The 18,431-nt window shown below is 60.9% G+C and carries 9 protein-coding genes, 2 rRNA genes and 2 pseudogenes; 7 read left to right on the top strand and 6 right to left on the bottom strand.

Annotated features, from left to right (window positions below; genetic code table 11):
* Positions 1-6,083 (top strand): annotated as a pseudogene (locus GV819_RS32370) (LapA family giant adhesin); the annotation flags it as partial.
* 158 nt (positions 6,084-6,241) lie between these two features.
* Positions 6,242-6,580 (top strand): tryptophan synthase subunit beta, encoded by a 339-nt coding sequence (locus GV819_RS32365; protein WP_161760092.1) that lies wholly within the window; start codon positions 6,242-6,244, stop codon positions 6,578-6,580.
* A 57-nt stretch (positions 6,581-6,637) separates the two neighbouring features.
* On the opposite strand, the gene lapD is transcribed toward GV819_RS32365, so the two are convergent.
* On the bottom strand, positions 6,638-8,584 hold the full coding sequence (lapD, locus tag GV819_RS32360; RefSeq protein ID WP_161760091.1) for a cyclic di-GMP receptor LapD: 1,947 nt from the start codon (positions 8,582-8,584) through the stop codon (positions 6,638-6,640).
* 14 nt (positions 8,585-8,598) lie between these two features.
* On the bottom strand, positions 8,599-9,291 hold the full coding sequence (lapG, locus tag GV819_RS32355; RefSeq protein ID WP_161760090.1) for a cysteine protease LapG: 693 nt from the start codon (positions 9,289-9,291) through the stop codon (positions 8,599-8,601).
* Positions 9,292-9,506: 215 nt separating this feature from the next.
* Here lapG and GV819_RS32350 point away from each other — a divergent pair, with 215 nt between their 5' ends.
* Positions 9,507-10,271 (top strand): thioesterase II family protein, encoded by a 765-nt coding sequence (locus tag GV819_RS32350; protein ID WP_161760089.1) that lies wholly within the window; start codon positions 9,507-9,509, stop codon positions 10,269-10,271.
* 70 nt (positions 10,272-10,341) lie between these two features.
* On the opposite strand, the gene GV819_RS33950 is transcribed toward GV819_RS32350, so the two are convergent.
* Positions 10,342-11,127 (bottom strand): methyl-accepting chemotaxis protein, encoded by a 786-nt coding sequence (locus tag GV819_RS33950; protein WP_372242127.1) that lies wholly within the window; start codon positions 11,125-11,127, stop codon positions 10,342-10,344.
* 69 nt (positions 11,128-11,196) lie between these two features.
* Positions 11,197-12,222 (bottom strand): annotated as a pseudogene (locus tag GV819_RS33945) (HAMP domain-containing protein); the annotation flags it as partial.
* Positions 12,223-12,537: 315 nt separating this feature from the next.
* Between GV819_RS33945 and GV819_RS32340 the strand changes: the two are divergent.
* The 4 genes from GV819_RS32340 (at position 12,538) to GV819_RS32325 (ending at position 17,896) form a co-directional block, all read left to right on the top strand.
* A complete protein-coding gene (locus GV819_RS32340; protein WP_161760087.1) occupies positions 12,538-13,038 on the top strand; it encodes a sigma-70 family RNA polymerase sigma factor in 501 nt (166 codons plus the stop codon).
* A gap of 5 nt (positions 13,039-13,043) precedes the next feature.
* Entirely contained in the window at positions 13,044-14,051 is a 1,008-nt protein-coding gene (locus GV819_RS32335) for a DUF4880 domain-containing protein (protein WP_161760086.1), read from the top strand.
* A gap of 99 nt (positions 14,052-14,150) precedes the next feature.
* Entirely contained in the window at positions 14,151-16,643 is a 2,493-nt protein-coding gene (locus tag GV819_RS32330; RefSeq protein ID WP_161760085.1) for a TonB-dependent siderophore receptor, read from the top strand.
* 71 nt (positions 16,644-16,714) lie between these two features.
* Entirely contained in the window at positions 16,715-17,896 is a 1,182-nt protein-coding gene (locus GV819_RS32325) for a PepSY-associated TM helix domain-containing protein (RefSeq protein ID WP_161760084.1), read from the top strand.
* A 156-nt stretch (positions 17,897-18,052) separates the two neighbouring features.
* On the opposite strand, the gene rrf (GV819_RS32320) is transcribed toward GV819_RS32325, so the two are convergent.
* Positions 18,053-18,168, bottom strand: a 5S ribosomal RNA gene (rrf, locus tag GV819_RS32320).
* A 114-nt stretch (positions 18,169-18,282) separates the two neighbouring features.
* A 5S ribosomal RNA gene (rrf, locus tag GV819_RS32315) occupies positions 18,283-18,398 on the bottom strand.
* Positions 18,399-18,431: the final 33 nt, after the last annotated feature.

Raw genomic sequence — 18,431 nt, 5'->3', positions numbered from 1 at the left:
GCACGGTTACCTATACCGCCACCGTCACAGCCCCTGTGACCGGTTCTCCGGTTGTAGTGACCTTGGCCAACGGTGAGAAAATCACCATCCCGGTCGGTGAATCCAGCGGCTCGGTGAGCATCAGCGCGCCAAACGACGTGCTGATCGGCCATACCCCGCTGACCAATTCCATCACCAATGTCAGCGGCGGCAACTACGAGAACCTGGTGGCCGACAAATCCCCGGTCAGCACCACCGTGACCGACACTATCGACACCACCACCCTCAGCCTCAGCGCCACCGGCACCGTGGCCGAAGGCGGTTCGATTGTTTACACCGCAACCCTGAGCAACGCGGCGGGTACACCGGTCACCGTAACCCTGAGCAACGGCGCGGTGATCACCATCGCCGCCGGCGCTACTTCGGGTACTGCAACCGTTGCCGCTCCTGCCGATGACGTCTACAAGGACGCGGGCAAGGTTGAAGCCACCATCACCAAAGCTGAAGGCGGCAACTTCGAGAAGCTGGTGCCAAGCACCACGCCAGCGGTGACTGATGTTACCGATACCATCGACACTTCGACTGTCTCGCTCAAGGCCACGCCTTCGGCTGCCGAAGGTGGCACGGTTACCTATACCGCCACCGTCACAGCCCCTGTGACCGGTTCTCCGGTTGTAGTGACCCTGGCCAACGGCGAAAAGATCACCATCCCGGTCGGTGAATCCAGCGGCTCGGTGAGCATCAGCGCCCCGAACGACGTGCTGGTCGGCCACACCCCGCTGACCAATTCCATCACCAATGTCAGCGGCGGCAACTACGAGAATCTGGTAGCCGACAAGTCACCGGTCAGCACCACCGTGACCGACACTATCGACACCACCACCCTCAGCCTCAGCGCCACCGGTACCGTGGCCGAAGGCGGTTCGATCGTTTACACCGCGACACTGAGCAACGCTGCTGGTACGCCGGTGACCGTGACCCTGTCCAACGGTGCGGTGATCAACATCGCCGCCGGTAAAACTACCGGTACCGTGACTGTTCCGGCGCCTGCCGATGACGTCTACAAGGACGCGGGCAAAGTCGAAGCCACCATCACCAAGGCAGAAGGCGGTAACTTCGAGAAGCTGGTGCCAAGCACCACGCCAGCGGTGACTGACGTTACCGATACCATCGATACCTCCACTGTCTCGTTGAAGGCCACGCCTTCGGCTGCCGAAGGCGGCAACGTCACTTACACCGCTACCGTCACTGCCCCAGTGACCGGTTCGCCAGTAATCGTGACTCTGGCCAACGGCGAGAAGATCACCATTGCAGTGGGCGAGACCAGCGGTTCGGTAAGCATCAGCGCGCCGAACGACGTGCTGATCGGCCACACCCCGCTGACCAACTCCATCACCAATGTCAGCGGCGGCAACTACGAGAACCTGGTGGCCGACAAATCCCCGGTCAGCACCACCGTGACCGACACTATCGACACCACCACCCTCAGCCTCAGCGCCACCGGCACCGTGGCCGAAGGCGGTTCGATTGTTTACACCGCAACCCTGAGCAACGCGGCGGGTACACCGGTCACCGTAACCCTGAGCAACGGCGCGGTGATCAACATCGCCGCCGGTAAAACTACCGGTACCGTGACTGTTCCGGCGCCTGCCGATGACGTCTACAAGGACGCGGGCAAGGTTGAAGCCACCATCACCAAGGCTGAAGGCGGCAACTTCGAGAAGCTGGTACCAAGCACCACCCCAGCAGTGACCGACGTTACCGATACCATCGACACCAGTACCGTGACCCTCAAAGCTACGCCTTCGGCTGCCGAAGGTGGCAACGTCACTTACACCGCTACCGTCACTGCCCCAGTGACCGGTTCTCCGGTTGTAGTGACCCTGGCCAACGGTGAGAAAATCACCATCCCGGTCGGTGAATCCAGCGGCTCGGTAAGCATCAGCGCGCCGAACGACGTGCTGATCGGCCACACCCCGCTGACCAACTCCATCACCAATGTCAGCGGCGGTAACTACGAGAATCTGGTAGCCGACAAGTCACCGGTCAGCACCACGGTGACCGACACTATCGACACCACCACCCTCAGCCTCAGCGCTACCGGCACCGTGGCCGAAGGCGGTTCGATCGTTTACACCGCAACCCTGACCAATGCGGCCGGGACGCCGGTGACCGTGACTCTGTCCAACGGTGCGGTAATCACCATCGCTGCGGGCAAAACTACCGGCACCGTGACCGTCGCTGCTCCGGCGGATGACGTCTACATCGACGCCGGCAAGGTCAACGCGTCGATCACTGGCGCCACCGGCGGCAACTTCGAGAAGCTGGTGCCGGATACCACACCAGCAGTGACCAACGTCACCGACACGATCGACACCACCTCGGTCAGCATCAGCGGCAGCACCTCGGTCACCGAAGGCCAGACCGCCAGCTACACCGTCAGCCTGACTCACCCGGCACAGACCGAAGTCACCCTGAAGATCAGCTACAGCGGCACCGCCACCGACGGCTCGGACTTCACCGGCGTATACACCGTGAAGATCCCGGCCGGCGCCAGCAGCGCTACCTTCAATGTGGCGACCATCGACGACAAGATCACCGAAGCCACGGAAAACTTCACGGTCAAGATCGACTCGGCCAGCGGCGGCAACTTCGAGAACCTGGTAGTCAGCGGCAGCAATGGCAGCGTCACCACCTCGATCATCGATAACGATGCACCACCGGTCATCGATCTGGATGCCAACAACTCCAGCGGCGCCACCGGGGCCGACTACAAGGTCACCTTCACCGAAGGTACTGCGGGCCCTGGCGTATCGATCGCCGACACCGACCTGAGCATCACCGACCCGGACAGCACCCTGCTCACCGGCGCCACCATCGTGCTGACCAACCGTCAGCCAGGGGACTCGCTGAACCTGGGCAACAGCGTCAACGGCATCAACATCAATGCCAACATCAAGGACGGTTCGATCACCCTGACCCTGTCGGGCAGCGCGACGCTGGCCGACTACATGCAGCAGATCAAGAACATTACCTTCACCAACAACAGTCATGATCCGAGCACCACGCCACGGACCATCACCGTGACCGTGACCGACGGCGGCAACTACTCCAACGTCGCTACCACCACGGTCAACGTGGTCGCGGTGAACGATGCCCCAGTGGCCACTGGCGGTGCCGTGACCGGTACCGAAGACACGCCGCTGGCCCTGACCTGGTCCAACTTCGGTGTCAGTGACGTCGACAGCCCGGCGTCCAGCCTCGGGGTGAAAATCACCCAGCTGCCAGGCGAAGGCAAACTGCAGTACCTGGACGGTTCGACCTGGAAGGATGTGGCCAATAATCAGACCTTCAGCAAGGCCGATATCGATGCCGGCAAACTGCGTTTCACCCCCGATGCCAACGAGTCGGGTGCCCCCGGCTACGGCGGCAACGGCCTGGGCAACCAGCAGGCGGATTACGCCCAGATCAAGTTCCAGCCAACCGACGGCCAGGCTCTGGGCAACACCGGCACGGTGAAGGTCGACATCACTCCGGTGGCCGACGCGCCAACCCTGAGTGTGGCGGGCAACGGTGTGAATTCGGTAGGCCTGATCAAGGAAGTCTGGACCGGCCTCAGCGGCCTGGGCACCGACGGCAGCGGCGCCTCCGCGGGCACCCTGAAATCGGTGATCGATGCCGCTGGTACGCCAAACAGCAGCAGCCTGGCGACCAACGTCCAGTCCGACGGCAACATCACCCCCGGCACCGCTTCGAAGACCTCCGGCCTGATCTACCTGGAAGCCGGCAAGGCCTACACCTTCTCCGGCACCGGCGACGATAGCCTGCTGGTGACCATCGGCGGCAAGAACGTGGCCAGCACCACCTGGGGCGCGGGCGGTAACCTCAACGGTACCTTCACCCCGACCACCAGCGGCTACTACACCATCGATATCTACCACCACAACCAGAGTGGCCCTGGCGCCTACGACGTCAACCTCTCGGTCAACGGCGGCACGCCGGTGGACCTGAGCAACGCCGGCGTACCGCTGTACACCGGGGTCACCGACCTGACCAATGCCGGTGTCTCGGTATCCGACCTGCACGGCACCAATGGCGAGGGTTACTACGACGGCTACAAGCTCAACGAAGGTGGTGAAGGCGGCAGCGTGCATCTGTCGAAGATCAGCACCGGCCTGACCGATACCGATGGCTCGGAAACCCTCAGCGTGAAGATCAGCGGGATTCCCGCAGGCTCGGTACTCAGCGATGGCGCCGGGCACACCTTCACCGCCACGGGCTCTTCAGGCGAGGCCAATGTCACCGGCTGGAACCTGGGCACCCTGACCGTCACTCCGCCGAGCTACTACAACGGCTCGTTCAACCTGACCGTGACCTCGACCTCCACCGAGTCCCTGGGCGGCTCTGCGAGCACCTCGGCGCAGATCCCGGTCAAGGTCTACCCGGCGGTCTACAACGCCGTGGTCGGCACCTCGGGCGACGACACGGTCACTGGCACCGACGGCAACGACATCGTGGTCGCCGACATTGGCGGCCTGACCGTGGTCCCGGGCACCAACTACAACATCGCCTTCATGGTGGACAGCTCGGGCAGCATGAGCAGTGCCTCGATCACTGCAGCCAAGAACTCGCTGACCGCGGTCTTCAACACACTGAAGAACAGCATCGGCGGCGCCGGCTCGGGGACAGTGAACATCTTCCTCGCGGACTTCGACACGCAAGTCAACAAGTCGGTGTCGGTGAACCTCAATGACCCGAATGCCCTGGCCCAACTCAAGGCCGTGCTGGACTCGATGAGCTCCGGCGGCGGCACCAACTATGAAGACGTGTTCAAGGCCACGGCCAACTTCTTCCAAAGCAGCCAGGCCACCGGCAACAGCAATGCCACCAACCTGACGTACTTCATCACCGACGGTAAGCCGACCTACTACCAGAGCGGCGAGCAGACCAACCCGACGCTGTACGGCAACGTACGCCTCGACGACGTGGTGACCACCAGCAACTACAAGCTGGGGGATACCTTCAGCACCTACATCGACAACACTCACGCCATCAGCGTGAGCAGCAACGGTGCAGTGGTCCTGCAGACCTACAACAGCAACGGCTGGGGCGGTGGCTCATGGTCCAGCAAGAACCTGGGCACCCTGCACGCCCAGGGCGACGGCACCTACGAGCTGTCGAGCCTGGCCGGTACCGGCAACAGCACCAACTCGGCTACAACCAGCAACTCCAACGACAGCTTCGTGTTGCTGAGCAAGCTGTCCCAGGTAGAGGCCATTGGACTGAACAACGGTGTCAGCCTCAACGACCTCAAGCCCTATGACAGCGATGGCAAGCCACAGACCAACATCGATCCGAATGACCTGGCCAACTCGATCATCGGCCACACCGAGGCCACCATGCCGGGGGCGGACACTGTCAGCGGCGGCAACGGCAACGACATCCTGTTCGGCGACCTGGTGAGCTTCAATGGCGTCGCCGGCGAGGGCTACCAGGCGATGCAGGCCTATGTGGCCAAGCAGACCGGTGTCGATGTGAGCAAGGTCACCACCAGCAACGTGCACCAGTACATCACCGAGCACTACACCGAGTTCGATGTGTCCGGCAGCCACGATGGCAATGACACCCTGCTGGGCGGCGACGGCAATGACATCCTCTTCGGCCAGGGCGGTAACGACCTGCTGGACGGCGGCAGGGGCAATGACATCCTGCTGGGGGGCACCGGCAACGACATCTTGATCGGTGGCAAGGGCAACGACATCCTGATTGGCGGTTCCGGTGCCGATACCTTCGTCTGGAAGGCCGGCGACATCGGCAACGATGTGATCAAGGACTTCAAGGCCAGTGAAGGTGACCGCATCGATCTGCGGGATCTGCTGCAGGGCGAGAGCGGCAGCACCATCGACAACTTCCTCAAGATCACCACCGTGGACGGGGTCTCGACCCTGCAGGTCAGCTCCGAAGGCAAGCTCAACGCCGCCGGAGGCCTGGCCAACGCCGATGTGACGATCAAGCTGGAAGGCAACAACTGGTCCAATGCCAGCATCAACTCGTTGATCGCCGGCAGCGACCCGACCATCAAGATCGATCACAACAACAGCTGATCGGCCTGAGCGGCCACCCCTCGCGGGTGGCCGCTCAGTCTCGGCCAATCGCCTGCTTCGTGACGATTGCCGCCGCGCATCGCATACTCGCGCTCTGAACGCTGTGTCGGCCTGTGCGGCTGCACGCCTGACGCTGGAGCCAACCTGAGGGATTCACCATGTTTTATGTGCAACGCGATGCACAAGGTCAGTTGATTCGCGTGGAAGCCGCCGCTTTCGCCGAAGCCACCGATACGCTGCCCGCCGATCACCATGAGATCCAGACCTGGTATGCCAACGAGGCGGTGGAAGTCAGCCTCAAGCAGCTCAAGCAAAGTGACCTGGAAATGATCCGGGTACTCGACGACCTGATTCAGGTCCTGACCAGCAAGGGGGTGATCCGCATCACCGATCTGCCGGCAGCGGCCCAATCCAAATTGATGGACCGCAGCAACGCCCGTGAGGCACTGGGTGGTTTGAGCCGGTTGATCAACGATGATGAAACCGGTTTGATCTGAAACCCTTTCACCCGCAAGCCGGTTCCCAAAGGAACCCGCTTACTGGCGAAGGCGGTCTCAGCGCCAGAGCGCAGGCTCACCGAACAGTTGCCCCTGCACGCCATACAGCCCCATCTCACGTATCACCTGCAGCTCGCCCTCGGTCTCGACACGTTCGGCAATCAGCGGCAGGTCGATGCTGTGGGCGGCCCGCTGGATGGCTTCGATAAACAGACGCTTGTCGCTTTCCTGATCGATGTGGCGAATGTAGCTGCCGTCGATCTTCAGATAGGCCAGGCCTAACCGCGCCAGGTTGCCGATCATGCTGAAGCGGCCGCCGAAACGCTGCAGGCTGAGGGAGAAACCCAGCTCCCGCAGCTGCCGGGTCAACTGTTCCAGTGGGGCCTGCTCGGGCAGCTGTTCCTCGCCGATTTCCAGGGTCAGCCGCGGCCCCAGGTCCGAGTGCTGGCGGAGGATCTCGAATACCCGGTTCAAGGCCTGCGGATCCGCCAGCGTGGCGGCCGACAGGTTCAGTGCCAGGCACTCGGTGTGCCCCGCCAGCTGTTTGAGTACCTGGTCGAGCATCAACAGATCCAGGCGTGAGGTCCAGCCAAAGCGTTCCAGCCATGGCAGAAAGCGTCCCGCCGGAATGGTCTGGCCCTGCTCATCCAGCAGCCGTGACAGCACCTTGTAGTGCAGCACCTGCGAAATGTCCTGGGCCGCCACCACCGGTTGGAAATACAGCTGGAAGCGTTGCTCCGTCAGTGCCTGGTCCAGCAGCCTGTGCCAGGCATGATGGTCATCGCCCACCTGGCCACCGGTGCCCTGGTCCAGGCAGGCCCAGCTCGCATCGCCCTGGGCTTCGGCCTGGGCCAAGGCCTGATCGCCAAGGCTGAGCACCGCTTGCGGCGAGTCGCCGTGGGCAAACGCTGCCAGGCCGATGGAGGCTACCGAGGCCACATCAGTGGCACCGGTGGCGTGCAGGTTACCCAAGGCACTGTCCAGGCTCTGGGCCAGCTGGATGGCCTCTTCACGTACCAGCCCGGGCGCCAGCACCGCAAATTCGCCACCACGGACCCGGGTTACCAGGTTGTGGGTCTCGGGGTATTTGTTGCATTCGCGCAGTAACTGCTCGCCCACCGCCTGCAACAGTTGGTCGGTGCGCTGACCGCCCAGGCGCTGGTTCAGGCCCGCCAGGTCCTTGACCCGCAACAGCAGCAGGTAGCCGGAACTGGCCTGTTCCGGGTTGCTGACCCGGGCATTGAGCTGCATCTCGAAATAACGCCGGTTGGCCAGCCCGGTCAGGCTGTCCTGATAGGACTCGATGCGCAGTTTTTCGCTACGCTCGGCCTGCTCCTGAAACAGCGCCTTGAGCTTCTCCACCATCTGGTTCATCGCCTGCACCACCCGCCGCAGCTCCGGCGTACGGGGCAACTGCGGCAGGCTGAGAAACTCGCGGCGGGCAATGGCGTGGGACTGCTGGACCATGTAGTCCAGCGGCTTGAGCTGACGCCGTAGCAACAAGGCGCCAAGCACCGCGCTCACCGCGCCACAGATCAACAGCCAGCCCAGGCTGCCCAGGGCGCTTTGCCAGAGCTTGGCCACGGCGAACATCGGATGGCTGAGCACCTCGACCCGCGCCGCCTGCTCCCAGCCGCGACTGACGATGGCATCGCCACCGGCCGGCTCCAGGCCGATCAGCTTGACGAACCACTGCGGCACATTGCCGACTTCGGGGATGCCACTGCGCTCGACAATGGTCTTGTCGGTGGCCAGGTCGACCACCCGGATACTGGCGTAATAACCGCTGTCGAAGATCGAGCTGACCATCAATTCGACCATCGCCGGATCATCGATGTTCGGGGTCAGCGACAGGGCCAGCGCGGTGGCCGCGTCCTGGGCGTGGGAGCGCAACTGATTGACATACTGGGTGCGCGAACTCTCCAGGCTGACCATGAAGCTGCCACTGAAGGCGACCACCAGAAACACGCAGATTGCGATCAGCAGTTGTTTGAACAAAGACATCTGAGCTCGTGCTCCTAGTTAGTCGTCTCGACCGGAAATCCTTCGGCCTGCATTTTTTTCAACACATCCTGCCAACGGGACAGGCGCTTGGTGTCGCCCACCCGCTTGTTGCCCTTGGCGCCGGGCAGCCACAACCCTTCGGCATTGAAGGAGTACACCGGCAACAGGTCGGTACGCTGGCTGGCCGGGCGGATCGAGTCCTCGAGACTGTCGAGCACCAATGGCATGGCTTCCGGGCTGGAATAGTAGGTCAAGACCATGTGCGCGCGATTCTGGCGCAACGCCTTGACGTAGGTAATGCGCAATTTGTCACTGGACACGCCAAGGTGGCGCAGGCTGAAATACTTGGCGATCGCGTAGTCCTCACAATCACCGGCGCCCTTCCACAAAGCCTCGATCGGCGTCTCCCAGTAATCCACCTGATGCCACAGATCGATGTCTTCCACATAGCGCATGTTCTTGTTGAAGAACAGGTTGACCACTTTCAACTGCTCTTGCTCACTGACCTGCTTCTGTGTGGCCAGCAGGTGCTGCCAGGCATCGATGCGTTGCTGGCCATCGCCCAACGGACCATAGAGCGCCGTGGCACGACGGCTGATCAGGGAGAAATCCCAATCGGCGTGCAGGCTGCCCAGCAGCGCGCCTGCCAACAGCAGGGCTGAGCAGAACCAGCGCAAAGTCCGAGAAAGAGCTAAACGTGCCGCCAATGCGATAAGTCCATGGGAGCTGTGATAAATCGGCTGATGGTGAAGGCTGGACCGCTAAAAAACAATGGCACCTTACAATCACCAACCGCGTGCATTCAGCAGCCTGAGCCACTATTTTAGATGCCGCTCGCAGACTTCGGCGACCTGGGCCAAACTGCCCCGTGCCCGCATCGCCCACCCCTGCTGGCACCTCCCACCAGGCTTAAGGAAAAGCTGTGTACACCGACACCCGACAATGGACGCTGGTGATCAACTCCGGACAACCCACCCGGCTACGCCTGATCTGCTTTCCTCAAGCCGGCGCGGCGGCGGAGCAGTTGCGGGCCTGGGCCACCGGCCTGGCCGATCATATCGAGCTGGTAGTGGTCAATCTGCCGGGGCACGGGCCCCGTCGCGACGAAGCGCCCTGTGACAACTGGCCAAGCCTGCTGGAAAACACCTTCGCCGCCCTCGATCCCTGGCTCGACGCGCCCCACGCGCTGTTCGGCCACGGCTTGGGCGCGCTGTTGGCGTACGAGACCAGCAAACACACCCAGGAGCGCTTTCCCCAACAGACTCGCCACCTGTTCGTGTCCGGCTGTCGCAGCCCCGACAGCCTGCCGCGGCGTCCGTTGATGCACACCCTGCCCATTGCCAGCTTTCGTGAAGCGATCCTGACCCTCGGCGCCAGCCCTCTGGAAATGCCCCGGGGGCAGAACGATCTGCAGTCCTATGAGCGCTTGCTGCGCAATGGCATGAAGCTCTTCGAAACCTGGTACGACACCTCCAACGGCTGCCTCGATGTGCCGCTAACGGCTTTCTACGGCAGCGAGGACCCATTGGCCACGGCCAACCATATGCTCAACTGGCGCGAGTTCACCGCGCGTGAATTCGAGCTGATCGAAGTGGCCGGCAATCACTTTTTCATCAAGTCACAGCGCCAGCGCCTGCTGCAGGTCATCAACACTCATCTGGGGTTGCTTGGGGAACACCTGGCTTGAGCTGCGCCCATGAAAAAGCCCGCCCTGCAGTGATGCAGGAGCGGGCTTCAAGGTCTTGCCTGGTGTAGCTTCAGATCTTGAAGCTATCGACCAGTTGCTTCAGGCGGCTGGCCTGCTGCGACAGTGCATCGCAATCCTTCAAGGTTTCATTGAGATTGGCGACACCCTGCTGGTTCAGCAGGTTGATCTGGTTGATGTCGACGTTGAGGGTCTCCACCACTGCCGTCTGCTCCTCGGTTGCCGCGGCCACCGACTGGTTCATGCCATCGATTTCGCCGATCCGCTGAGTCACGCTGATCAACCGTGCGCCGGCCTGGTTGGCCACTTCGACGCTCTCTTCGCTGGACGTCTGGCTGGCGTTCATGGTCGACACCGCCTCGCGCGAACCGATCTGCAGCGAGGTGATCATCTTGTGGATTTCTTCCGCCGACTCCTGGGTACGGTGGGCCAGGTTGCGCACTTCATCGGCAACCACGGCGAAACCACGACCGGCTTCACCGGCACGGGCGGCTTCAATGGCGGCGTTGAGGGCCAACAGGTTGGTCTGCTGGGAGATGCCCTTGATCACATCGAGAATGTGCCCGATGTTGTCGGTGCTGGCATTCAGGGTTTCGATCTGGGTGCAGGACAGGCTGATTTTCTGCGACAGCTCGGTCATCGCCAGGATGGTCTGCTCGACCACTTGGCGACCGTCATCGGCCTGGTCGCTGGCGCCGCTGGCATGCTGCGAGGCATCGGCGGCATTACGGGCGATTTCCTGAGTGGCGGCCCCCAGTTCGTTGATCGCCGCGGCCACGCTGTTGGTGCGGGCGCTTTGCTCGTCGGAGCCGATGATCGAGGCGTTGGACGATGCCATTACCCGCTGGGACAGATCGTGCACCTGGCGGGTGGCCGAGGACACTTCGGAGATCGACGCGTGAATCCGCTCGACGAACTGGTTGAACGAGCTACCCAGCTCGCCGAATTCGTCCTTGCTTTCCACCACCAGGCGCCGGGTCAGGTCACCCTCGCCCTGGGCGATATCCTGCATCGCCCGGCCCATGGTGATCAGTGGGCGCATCAGCACCTGGATCAGCAGGGTCAGCAGAACGGCAATCACCGCCACGGCAATGAACATGGCGATCAAGGCAGACGTGCGGAACTGGCTCAGTGGTGCGTAGGCTTTATCCCGGTCGATGGACAGACCGATGTACCACTCGGCGTTCGGCAGGCCGGTTACCGGGGTGAAGGAAAGGATGCGTTCCTGTTTGTTCAGGACCACTTCCTGGAAGCCATTCTCGATCCGTACGTTGGCACCCGGGTAGATGTCCTTGAGGTTCTTCATCACCTGGTCTTTGTCCGGGCTGACGATCACCTGACCGTCGCTGCTGACCAGGAAGGCATGGCCCAGGCCACCGAAGTCCACGGAGTTGATGATCTTCACCAGGGTTTCCAGGCTCAGGTCACCACCGACCACGCCCAGTAGTTCACCTTGCTTCTTCACCGGCATAGCGATGGTTACCACCAGGCCACCCACTGCCGCCTTGTAGGGCGGAGTCAGCATGGTCTTGTCGGCAGCAACGGCCTGCTTGTACCAGGGCCGCTGACGCGGATCGTAGCCATCGGGCATCTTCGCATCGGGACGCTGGGTGAAGACACCATTGGCCTGGCCAACGTAGGTGAACTGGAAGTTCGAGGTGAACGCCGGCTGGTCCACCAGTCCTGGGAAGTCTGCGTTCTGGCCTTGGTGAGCGACGTTCTGCGCCAGGTTCTCAAGAACCAGAATCCGCCCGCTCATCCAGTTCTGCACGCTGCTGGAGGTGAGTTCACCCGCTTGCTGGATGGAGGATTCAAGGTTCTGTCGAATGGTGTTTCGCTGCAGGTAGTCGTTGTACAAGGTGAACAACGCAAAAGCCAGAACCACTACGCCGGAGGCGGCCAAAAGGATTTTATGGCTGAACTTGAGATTCATTTCATGGGACTTCTTATGCCGAAAGTGGGGATGCGTCCGTAATGCAACATTCCATGTAACAGTGCAGGCGGCATTCTTAGTCCGCTCTACTTTGGTGCACGCACGTCTCATTTAGTCTTTCGGCAACAATCCGCGAAGCCTTAGAGATTTATCTGAAATACCTTTCAGAAATCGAAGAAACCTGCCGAACGGTGTCCCAGAGCATCTGCAGCGTATTTTCTGATGACCGACACCGCTGTGGTTATTGCCAAATCGATAAACCTTCAATGACAATGCGACTAATTATCATTTGTGACGTTCAGGCAGTCCTTGTCCATGTCATCACCCGAGTTCGCCGTACAGACGCTTTACAGTCATCACCACGGCTGGCTCAACAGTTGGCTGCGCCAGCGCTTGGGCAATGCCGCAGATGCGGCCGATCTGGCCCAGGACACCTTCGTTCGCCTGTTGCAGAAAACCGAGCGCCTGGAGCTCAAGGCGCCACGAGCCTTTTTGCGCACGATTGCCCGGGGGCTGGTGATCGATCACTGGCGGCGCGAAGAAATTGAACGCGCCTACCTGGAAACCATCGCGCATTTGCCCGAGGCCGAGACACCTGGCGCTGAAGCCCGAGCGTTGATTCTGGAACTGCTGGAAAGCATCGCGCGGATGTTGGAAGGACTGAAGCCGAAAGTGCGTCAGGTTTTTCTATTAGCCCAGTGCGAAGAACTTACCCACAAGCAAATTGCTCAGCAGATGGGCCTGTCCGTACGCACCGTGGAGCGTTACGTGGCCGTGGCGCTCTATCACTGCTACCTGCTGCGCTATGAGAGCTAAGGCCTGTGGATAACTTTTCCGCAAGCCTGCCCCACAAACAAAATCCCGATCATCTGGTGGTCAAGCAGGCGATCAACTGGTTGCTGCGCCTGCGCAACAACGGCGCCAATCCCAAGCTGCAGCAGCAGTGTGATCTATGGCGCGCCGCCCATCAGGAACATGAACTGGCCTGGCAGCGGGTGCAGTCATTGCAACAGGAGCTCAGTGCCAACCTGCGGGCGGTTCCTGGAGCTCAGGTGGCGTTGCACACCCTGGAAAACAGTAGTCAGCGCCTGGGCCGGCGCCAAGCCCTGAAGCTGCTGAGCGCCGCCCTGCTCATGGGCTCCAGTGCCTGGGTCGGCAAGGATCTGCTGGGCTGGCAACAATGGACCGCGGACTTTGCCACTGCCATCGGCGAGCAAAGGGGCTTCCAGCTGCCGGACGGCACTCGCCTGGAACTCAATACCGACAGCGCGGCGGACCTGAATTTCAATGCCGAACAACGCCTGATCAAAGTGCGTCGTGGCGAGATCATGGTGGCCTGTGGTGCTGACCAGAATGGCTCCCATCGTCCTTTGCTGGTGGAGAGTCGCCATGCCCTGCTGGAAGGCTTCGACGCCCGCTTCGTAGTGCGCGTGGACGATGCTTGCACCCGGCTAAGCGTGACCCACGGCAGCGTGGCCATTCATTCGCCGCATACTGCCGACGACCGCGCCGCACGAGTGGCAGCGGGGCAGAGCTATCGGATCAGCCACCGCCTGGCGGAGCCGGTTGCGCCGTTGGCGATGGACGCCGGCGCTTGGGCCGATGGCCTGATCGTGACCCGCAACATGCGTCTGGACGACTTTCTCCAGGAAGTCGGCCGCTATCGTCATGGCTACCTGGGATGTGCCGCAGCCATTGCTCACCTGCGCCTGTCCGGGGTGTTCCGCCTGGAAGACACCGAGAAGCTGCTGGCCATCCTGCCCCAGACCCTACCGGTGCAACTGCGCTACCGCACCCGCTGGTGGGTAACCCTGGAACCTGTCGTTTGAATTTCACCGCCAAGAATTTTTTTGGCGGGTTTTGCCTGGGCGCCCGGCTTAGTCAGTAAGCACTGCAATCCGCTTCCTGCCACTTCAACGGAACCCACAATGACTGTTCGCGACAATCGCCCAAGCGCTTCCGGCGCCCAGACTTTGCGCCAGGCCGCCCGCACCGCCCTGCTGTGCTCCAGCATCGGCCTCGGGGCCATGGCGCCGGCGCTGCAGGCTGCCGAAACCGGCCTCGACATCCCTCGCCACAGCTACAGCGTTGCCCCCGGTAACCTCAGCGAGGTACTCAACCAATTCGCCCGCCAGGCGGGGATTACCCTGTCCACTACGCCAGTCCAGACCCAGGGCCGGCAATCTCCGGGGCTGCAGGGCGATTACTCGGTAACCCAGGGCCTGAACCAGTTGCTCAAGGGCTCCGGACTGGAAGCGATCAGCCAGGACGGCAGCAGCTACGTGCTGCGAGCTTTGCCCCAAGGTAGCGCCATGGCTCTACCGACCACCGAGATCAAGGGCTTCGCCCTGGGCAATGCCCTGGGCAGCACCGAGGGCTACAACGCCACTCACAGCCAGATCGCCACCAAGACCAGTACCGCATTGCTGGAAACCTCGCAAAGCGTCTCGGTGGTCACCCGTGAACAGATGGACGACCAGGGCGCGCAAACCGTGGCTCAGGCCATGCGCTACACCCCAGGCGTACTGACCAATCCCTATGGCGCCACCCATCGCTACGACTATGTGGCAATGCGCGGCTTCAACGACGGTTCGGTGGATAACATCTACCTCGACGGCCTCAAGTCCATGGGCGACAGCGGCACCTACAGCAGTATGCAAGTCGATCCGTACTTCCTGGAGCGGGTGGACATTCTCAAGGGCCCTTCGTCGGTGCTCTATGGTCGCAGCTCCCCCGGCGGCCTGGTGGCCCTGACCAGCAAGAAGCCCCTGTATGAGCCCTATCATCAGATCCAGGCCACGGTAGGCAGCCAGGGTAGACAGGGCCTGGGCTTCGACTTCAGTGGCCCGGTGGATGACGACAAGCGCATCGCCTATCGGCTGATTGGTTTGACGGACAGATCCGACACTCAGTTTGATCATGCCAAGGAGAAGCGCTTCGCCCTGTCGCCGACCCTGACCATCGATTTCACCGAGGACACTTCGCTGACCCTGCAGGCCTATCTGCAACACGATCCGGATGGCGGCTACCACGGAGGCATGCCGGCGGACGGGACCTTGCATCAGCGCAATGGCCAGCGGATCTCCGAGCACTTCTTCGAGGGCGAGCCGGGTATCGATGGCTACCAGCGCGACCAGCAGTCCTTCGGATATCAGTTCGAACACCGCTTCAATGATGTGTTCACCGCGCGACAGAACTTCCGCTACTTGGACTCGCGGGTGAAGATGGATCAGGTGTATGCCTATGGCTGGACCAATGCCAGCAGCAATGAGCTGAACCGCTACTACTCAGGCGGTGACGAGACACTCCACTCCTTCATCGTCGATAACATGCTGCAGGCGGAATTTTTCACGGGCCAGACCAAGCACACGATGCTGTTGGGGGCCGACTACCAACGCCGCAAGACCGTGGTGGACTGGAGGCAGGGACAGTTGGCGCCGATCAACGCCTTCAACCCGGTGTATGGCAACTCGGCCATCAGTTACTTCGCTCCCACCAGCTACCTGCGGCGCCTGGAGCAGACGGGCGTCTATCTGCAAGACCTGATAGAGATGGACAAATGGCGCTTCTCCCTGGGCCTGCGTCAGGACTGGGTGGAAACCTCCGAAGAGAATCGCCTGGCTGAGGCCAAGCGTCCGCTGGGCACGCAGATCAGTGACCGACGTACCAAGCTCACTGGCCGCGCTGGGGCTCTGTATCTGTTCGACAACGGCCTTGCGCCTTACATCAGCTACTCCGAGTCGTTCAATCCCAACTCCTACGCCGACGGCGCCGGCAACCCCCTGCCGCCCACCGACGGCACTCAGTGGGAAGCCGGCCTGAAGTACCAGCCGCCAGGCACGGATCACCTGTTCACCGCATCGGTGTTTCGCATCGATCAGGAGAACCTTGCGTCGAAGCTGCCGCAGGAAAACTTCTACCGCGCGGTGGGTGCCGTTCGCTCCCAGGGCCTGGAGCTGGAAGCGCACATGCAACTGACCGACAACCTGAAGCTCCTGGGCAGCTACACCTTCACCGATATCAAGTACTCGAAGTCGATGGTCAGCACCCTCAGCAGTCCCGGCAACATCATCGAGAACAAGGGCAACTCTCCCACCCAGGCGCCGCGACAGATGGCTTCGCTGTGGGCCGACTACAAGTTCGACAGCGTCGCGCTGGACGGTCTGCGCCTGGGTGGTGGCGTACGGTATGTGGGTTACAGCTGGGCTGATGCCGAGAACAGCATGAAGGTGCCGGCCTACACCCTGTTCGATGCTTCGATCGGCTATGACCTGGGCAAGGTGGGCTTGAAGGGGGTGGATGTGCGCCTGAACGCCAACAACCTGACTAACGAGTCCTACGTCGCTTCCTGCGCGAGCCTGAGCTTCTGCTACCTGGGTGAAGAGCGCAACGTCGCCGCCACGGTGAGTTACCAGTTCTAATCAAGGTTGATTGCAACAAAGCCAGCGCCTGGAAACTGCCGCTGGCTTTGTCGTCTCTACGGGAAAATTTCATGCGCGCCGTTCTGGTTCTACTGCATCGCTATATAGGTCTGGCCACAGCACTGTTTCTATTGCTGGCGGGGCTGACCGGGAGCGTCCTGGCCTTTCATCACGAGCTGGACGAGTGGCTCAATCCCGAGTTCTATCAAGCGTCCAGCGATGGGCCACTACTGGCACCTGGAGTTCTGGTGGACCGAGTGCAGACCGAGCATCCGCGGTTGCAGGTCTGGTACATGGAGTATCCCCAGAAGACGGGCCACACTGCGCTGCTGGCGGCGGTAGCGCGCACGGACCCAACCACTGGCCAGCCTTATCCCGAACGCAATCAGGTGTTCTATCTGGACCCGGTCAGTGCCGAGCAACAGGGACAGCGCTTTTGGGGTACCTGCTGTTTTCAGCGCAAGAATCTGGTGCCGTTTCTGCTGGAATTTCATTACAACCTGGTCTTGCCCGGCAATTGGGGACTGTGGCTGATGGGGCTGGTTGCCATCGGCTGGGTCGTCGATTGTTTCGTTGCATTACTGCTGACACTGCCTCGTGGTCGTCCGTTCTGGCACAAGTGGTCCAGCGCTTGGAAGATCAAGGGAGGGCATGCCTATCGACTTAACTTCGACCTGCACCGTGCTGGAGGGTTGTGGTTATGGTTGTTGCTATTACCGATCGCGGTCAGCAGCGTCGCCATGAACCTCCCGAGTCAGGTTTTCAAGCCGGCAGTGTCACTGTTTTCACCCATCAAGCCCAGCGTCTATGAGGCTCGTGGACGCATACCAACGGCGGAACTTGGGGTCACTCGACTGACTTATCAACAGGCCTTTGAGCGGGCGCAGGAAGAGGGCCAGCGGCTAGGTTTGAAGGAGGCCATTGGTGAGTTGTATTACAGCTTTGAATACAACTTTTATGGTGCGGGTTTTGGTCAGCACAACACCAATGCCCATGGTAAATCCTGGCTGTTCTTCCACGGCACAGATGGCCATTTACTGGGGCAAGAGATAGCCGGGCAAGGCACTTGGGGAGAGCGTTTCTATCGACTGCAACTCCCGATACATGGGGGCAGGATCATTGGAATGACTGGGCAGGTGATCGTTGCTGTATTGGGAGTTCTGATTGCCATGTTATCGCTGACAGGCATTTATATCTGGTGGCGCAAGTTACTTGCCCGTAGAAGCAGCAAAAAGCGCAAAAGCACGAGATGAAGATCAGGCAGATATAGTTGTAATGGCCTCTTGTTCAAGAGAGTCAGAAGTACTGGCGTCGGCCCTGGGGGCCATTGCTGCTCTGCAGCGATGGCTTTATAGCGCGCAAAAACAAAACCCCTGTCTGCGTAAGCAGACAGGGGTTTCGGAATTCAATCTTGACGATGACCTACTCTCACATGGGGAAACCCCACACTACCATCGGCGATGCATCGTTTCACTGCTGAGTTCGGGATGGGATCAGGTGGTTCCAACGCTCTATGGTCGTCAAGAAATTCTGTGGCCAACCCGTTGGGCTCTAAAGTCCAACGTACCGGCAAAATCAGTAACTTCTACTTAAAAGACAAAACCCCAACTGCTTTCGCAATTGGGGTTTCGGAATTTAATCTTGACGATGACCTACTCTCGCATGGGGAAACCCCACACTACCATCGGCGATGCATCGTTTCACTACTGAGTTCGGGATGGGATCAGGTGGTTCCAACGCTCTATGGTCGTCAAGAAATTCGGTAGCCAGCTCGTTTACCTTACGGTC

It is taken from the genome of Pseudomonas sp. Fl5BN2 (genome assembly GCF_009908205.1).
Taxonomy (GTDB): domain Bacteria; phylum Pseudomonadota; class Gammaproteobacteria; order Pseudomonadales; family Pseudomonadaceae; genus Aquipseudomonas.
This window is presented reverse-complemented; position numbering and strand designations above follow the sequence as displayed.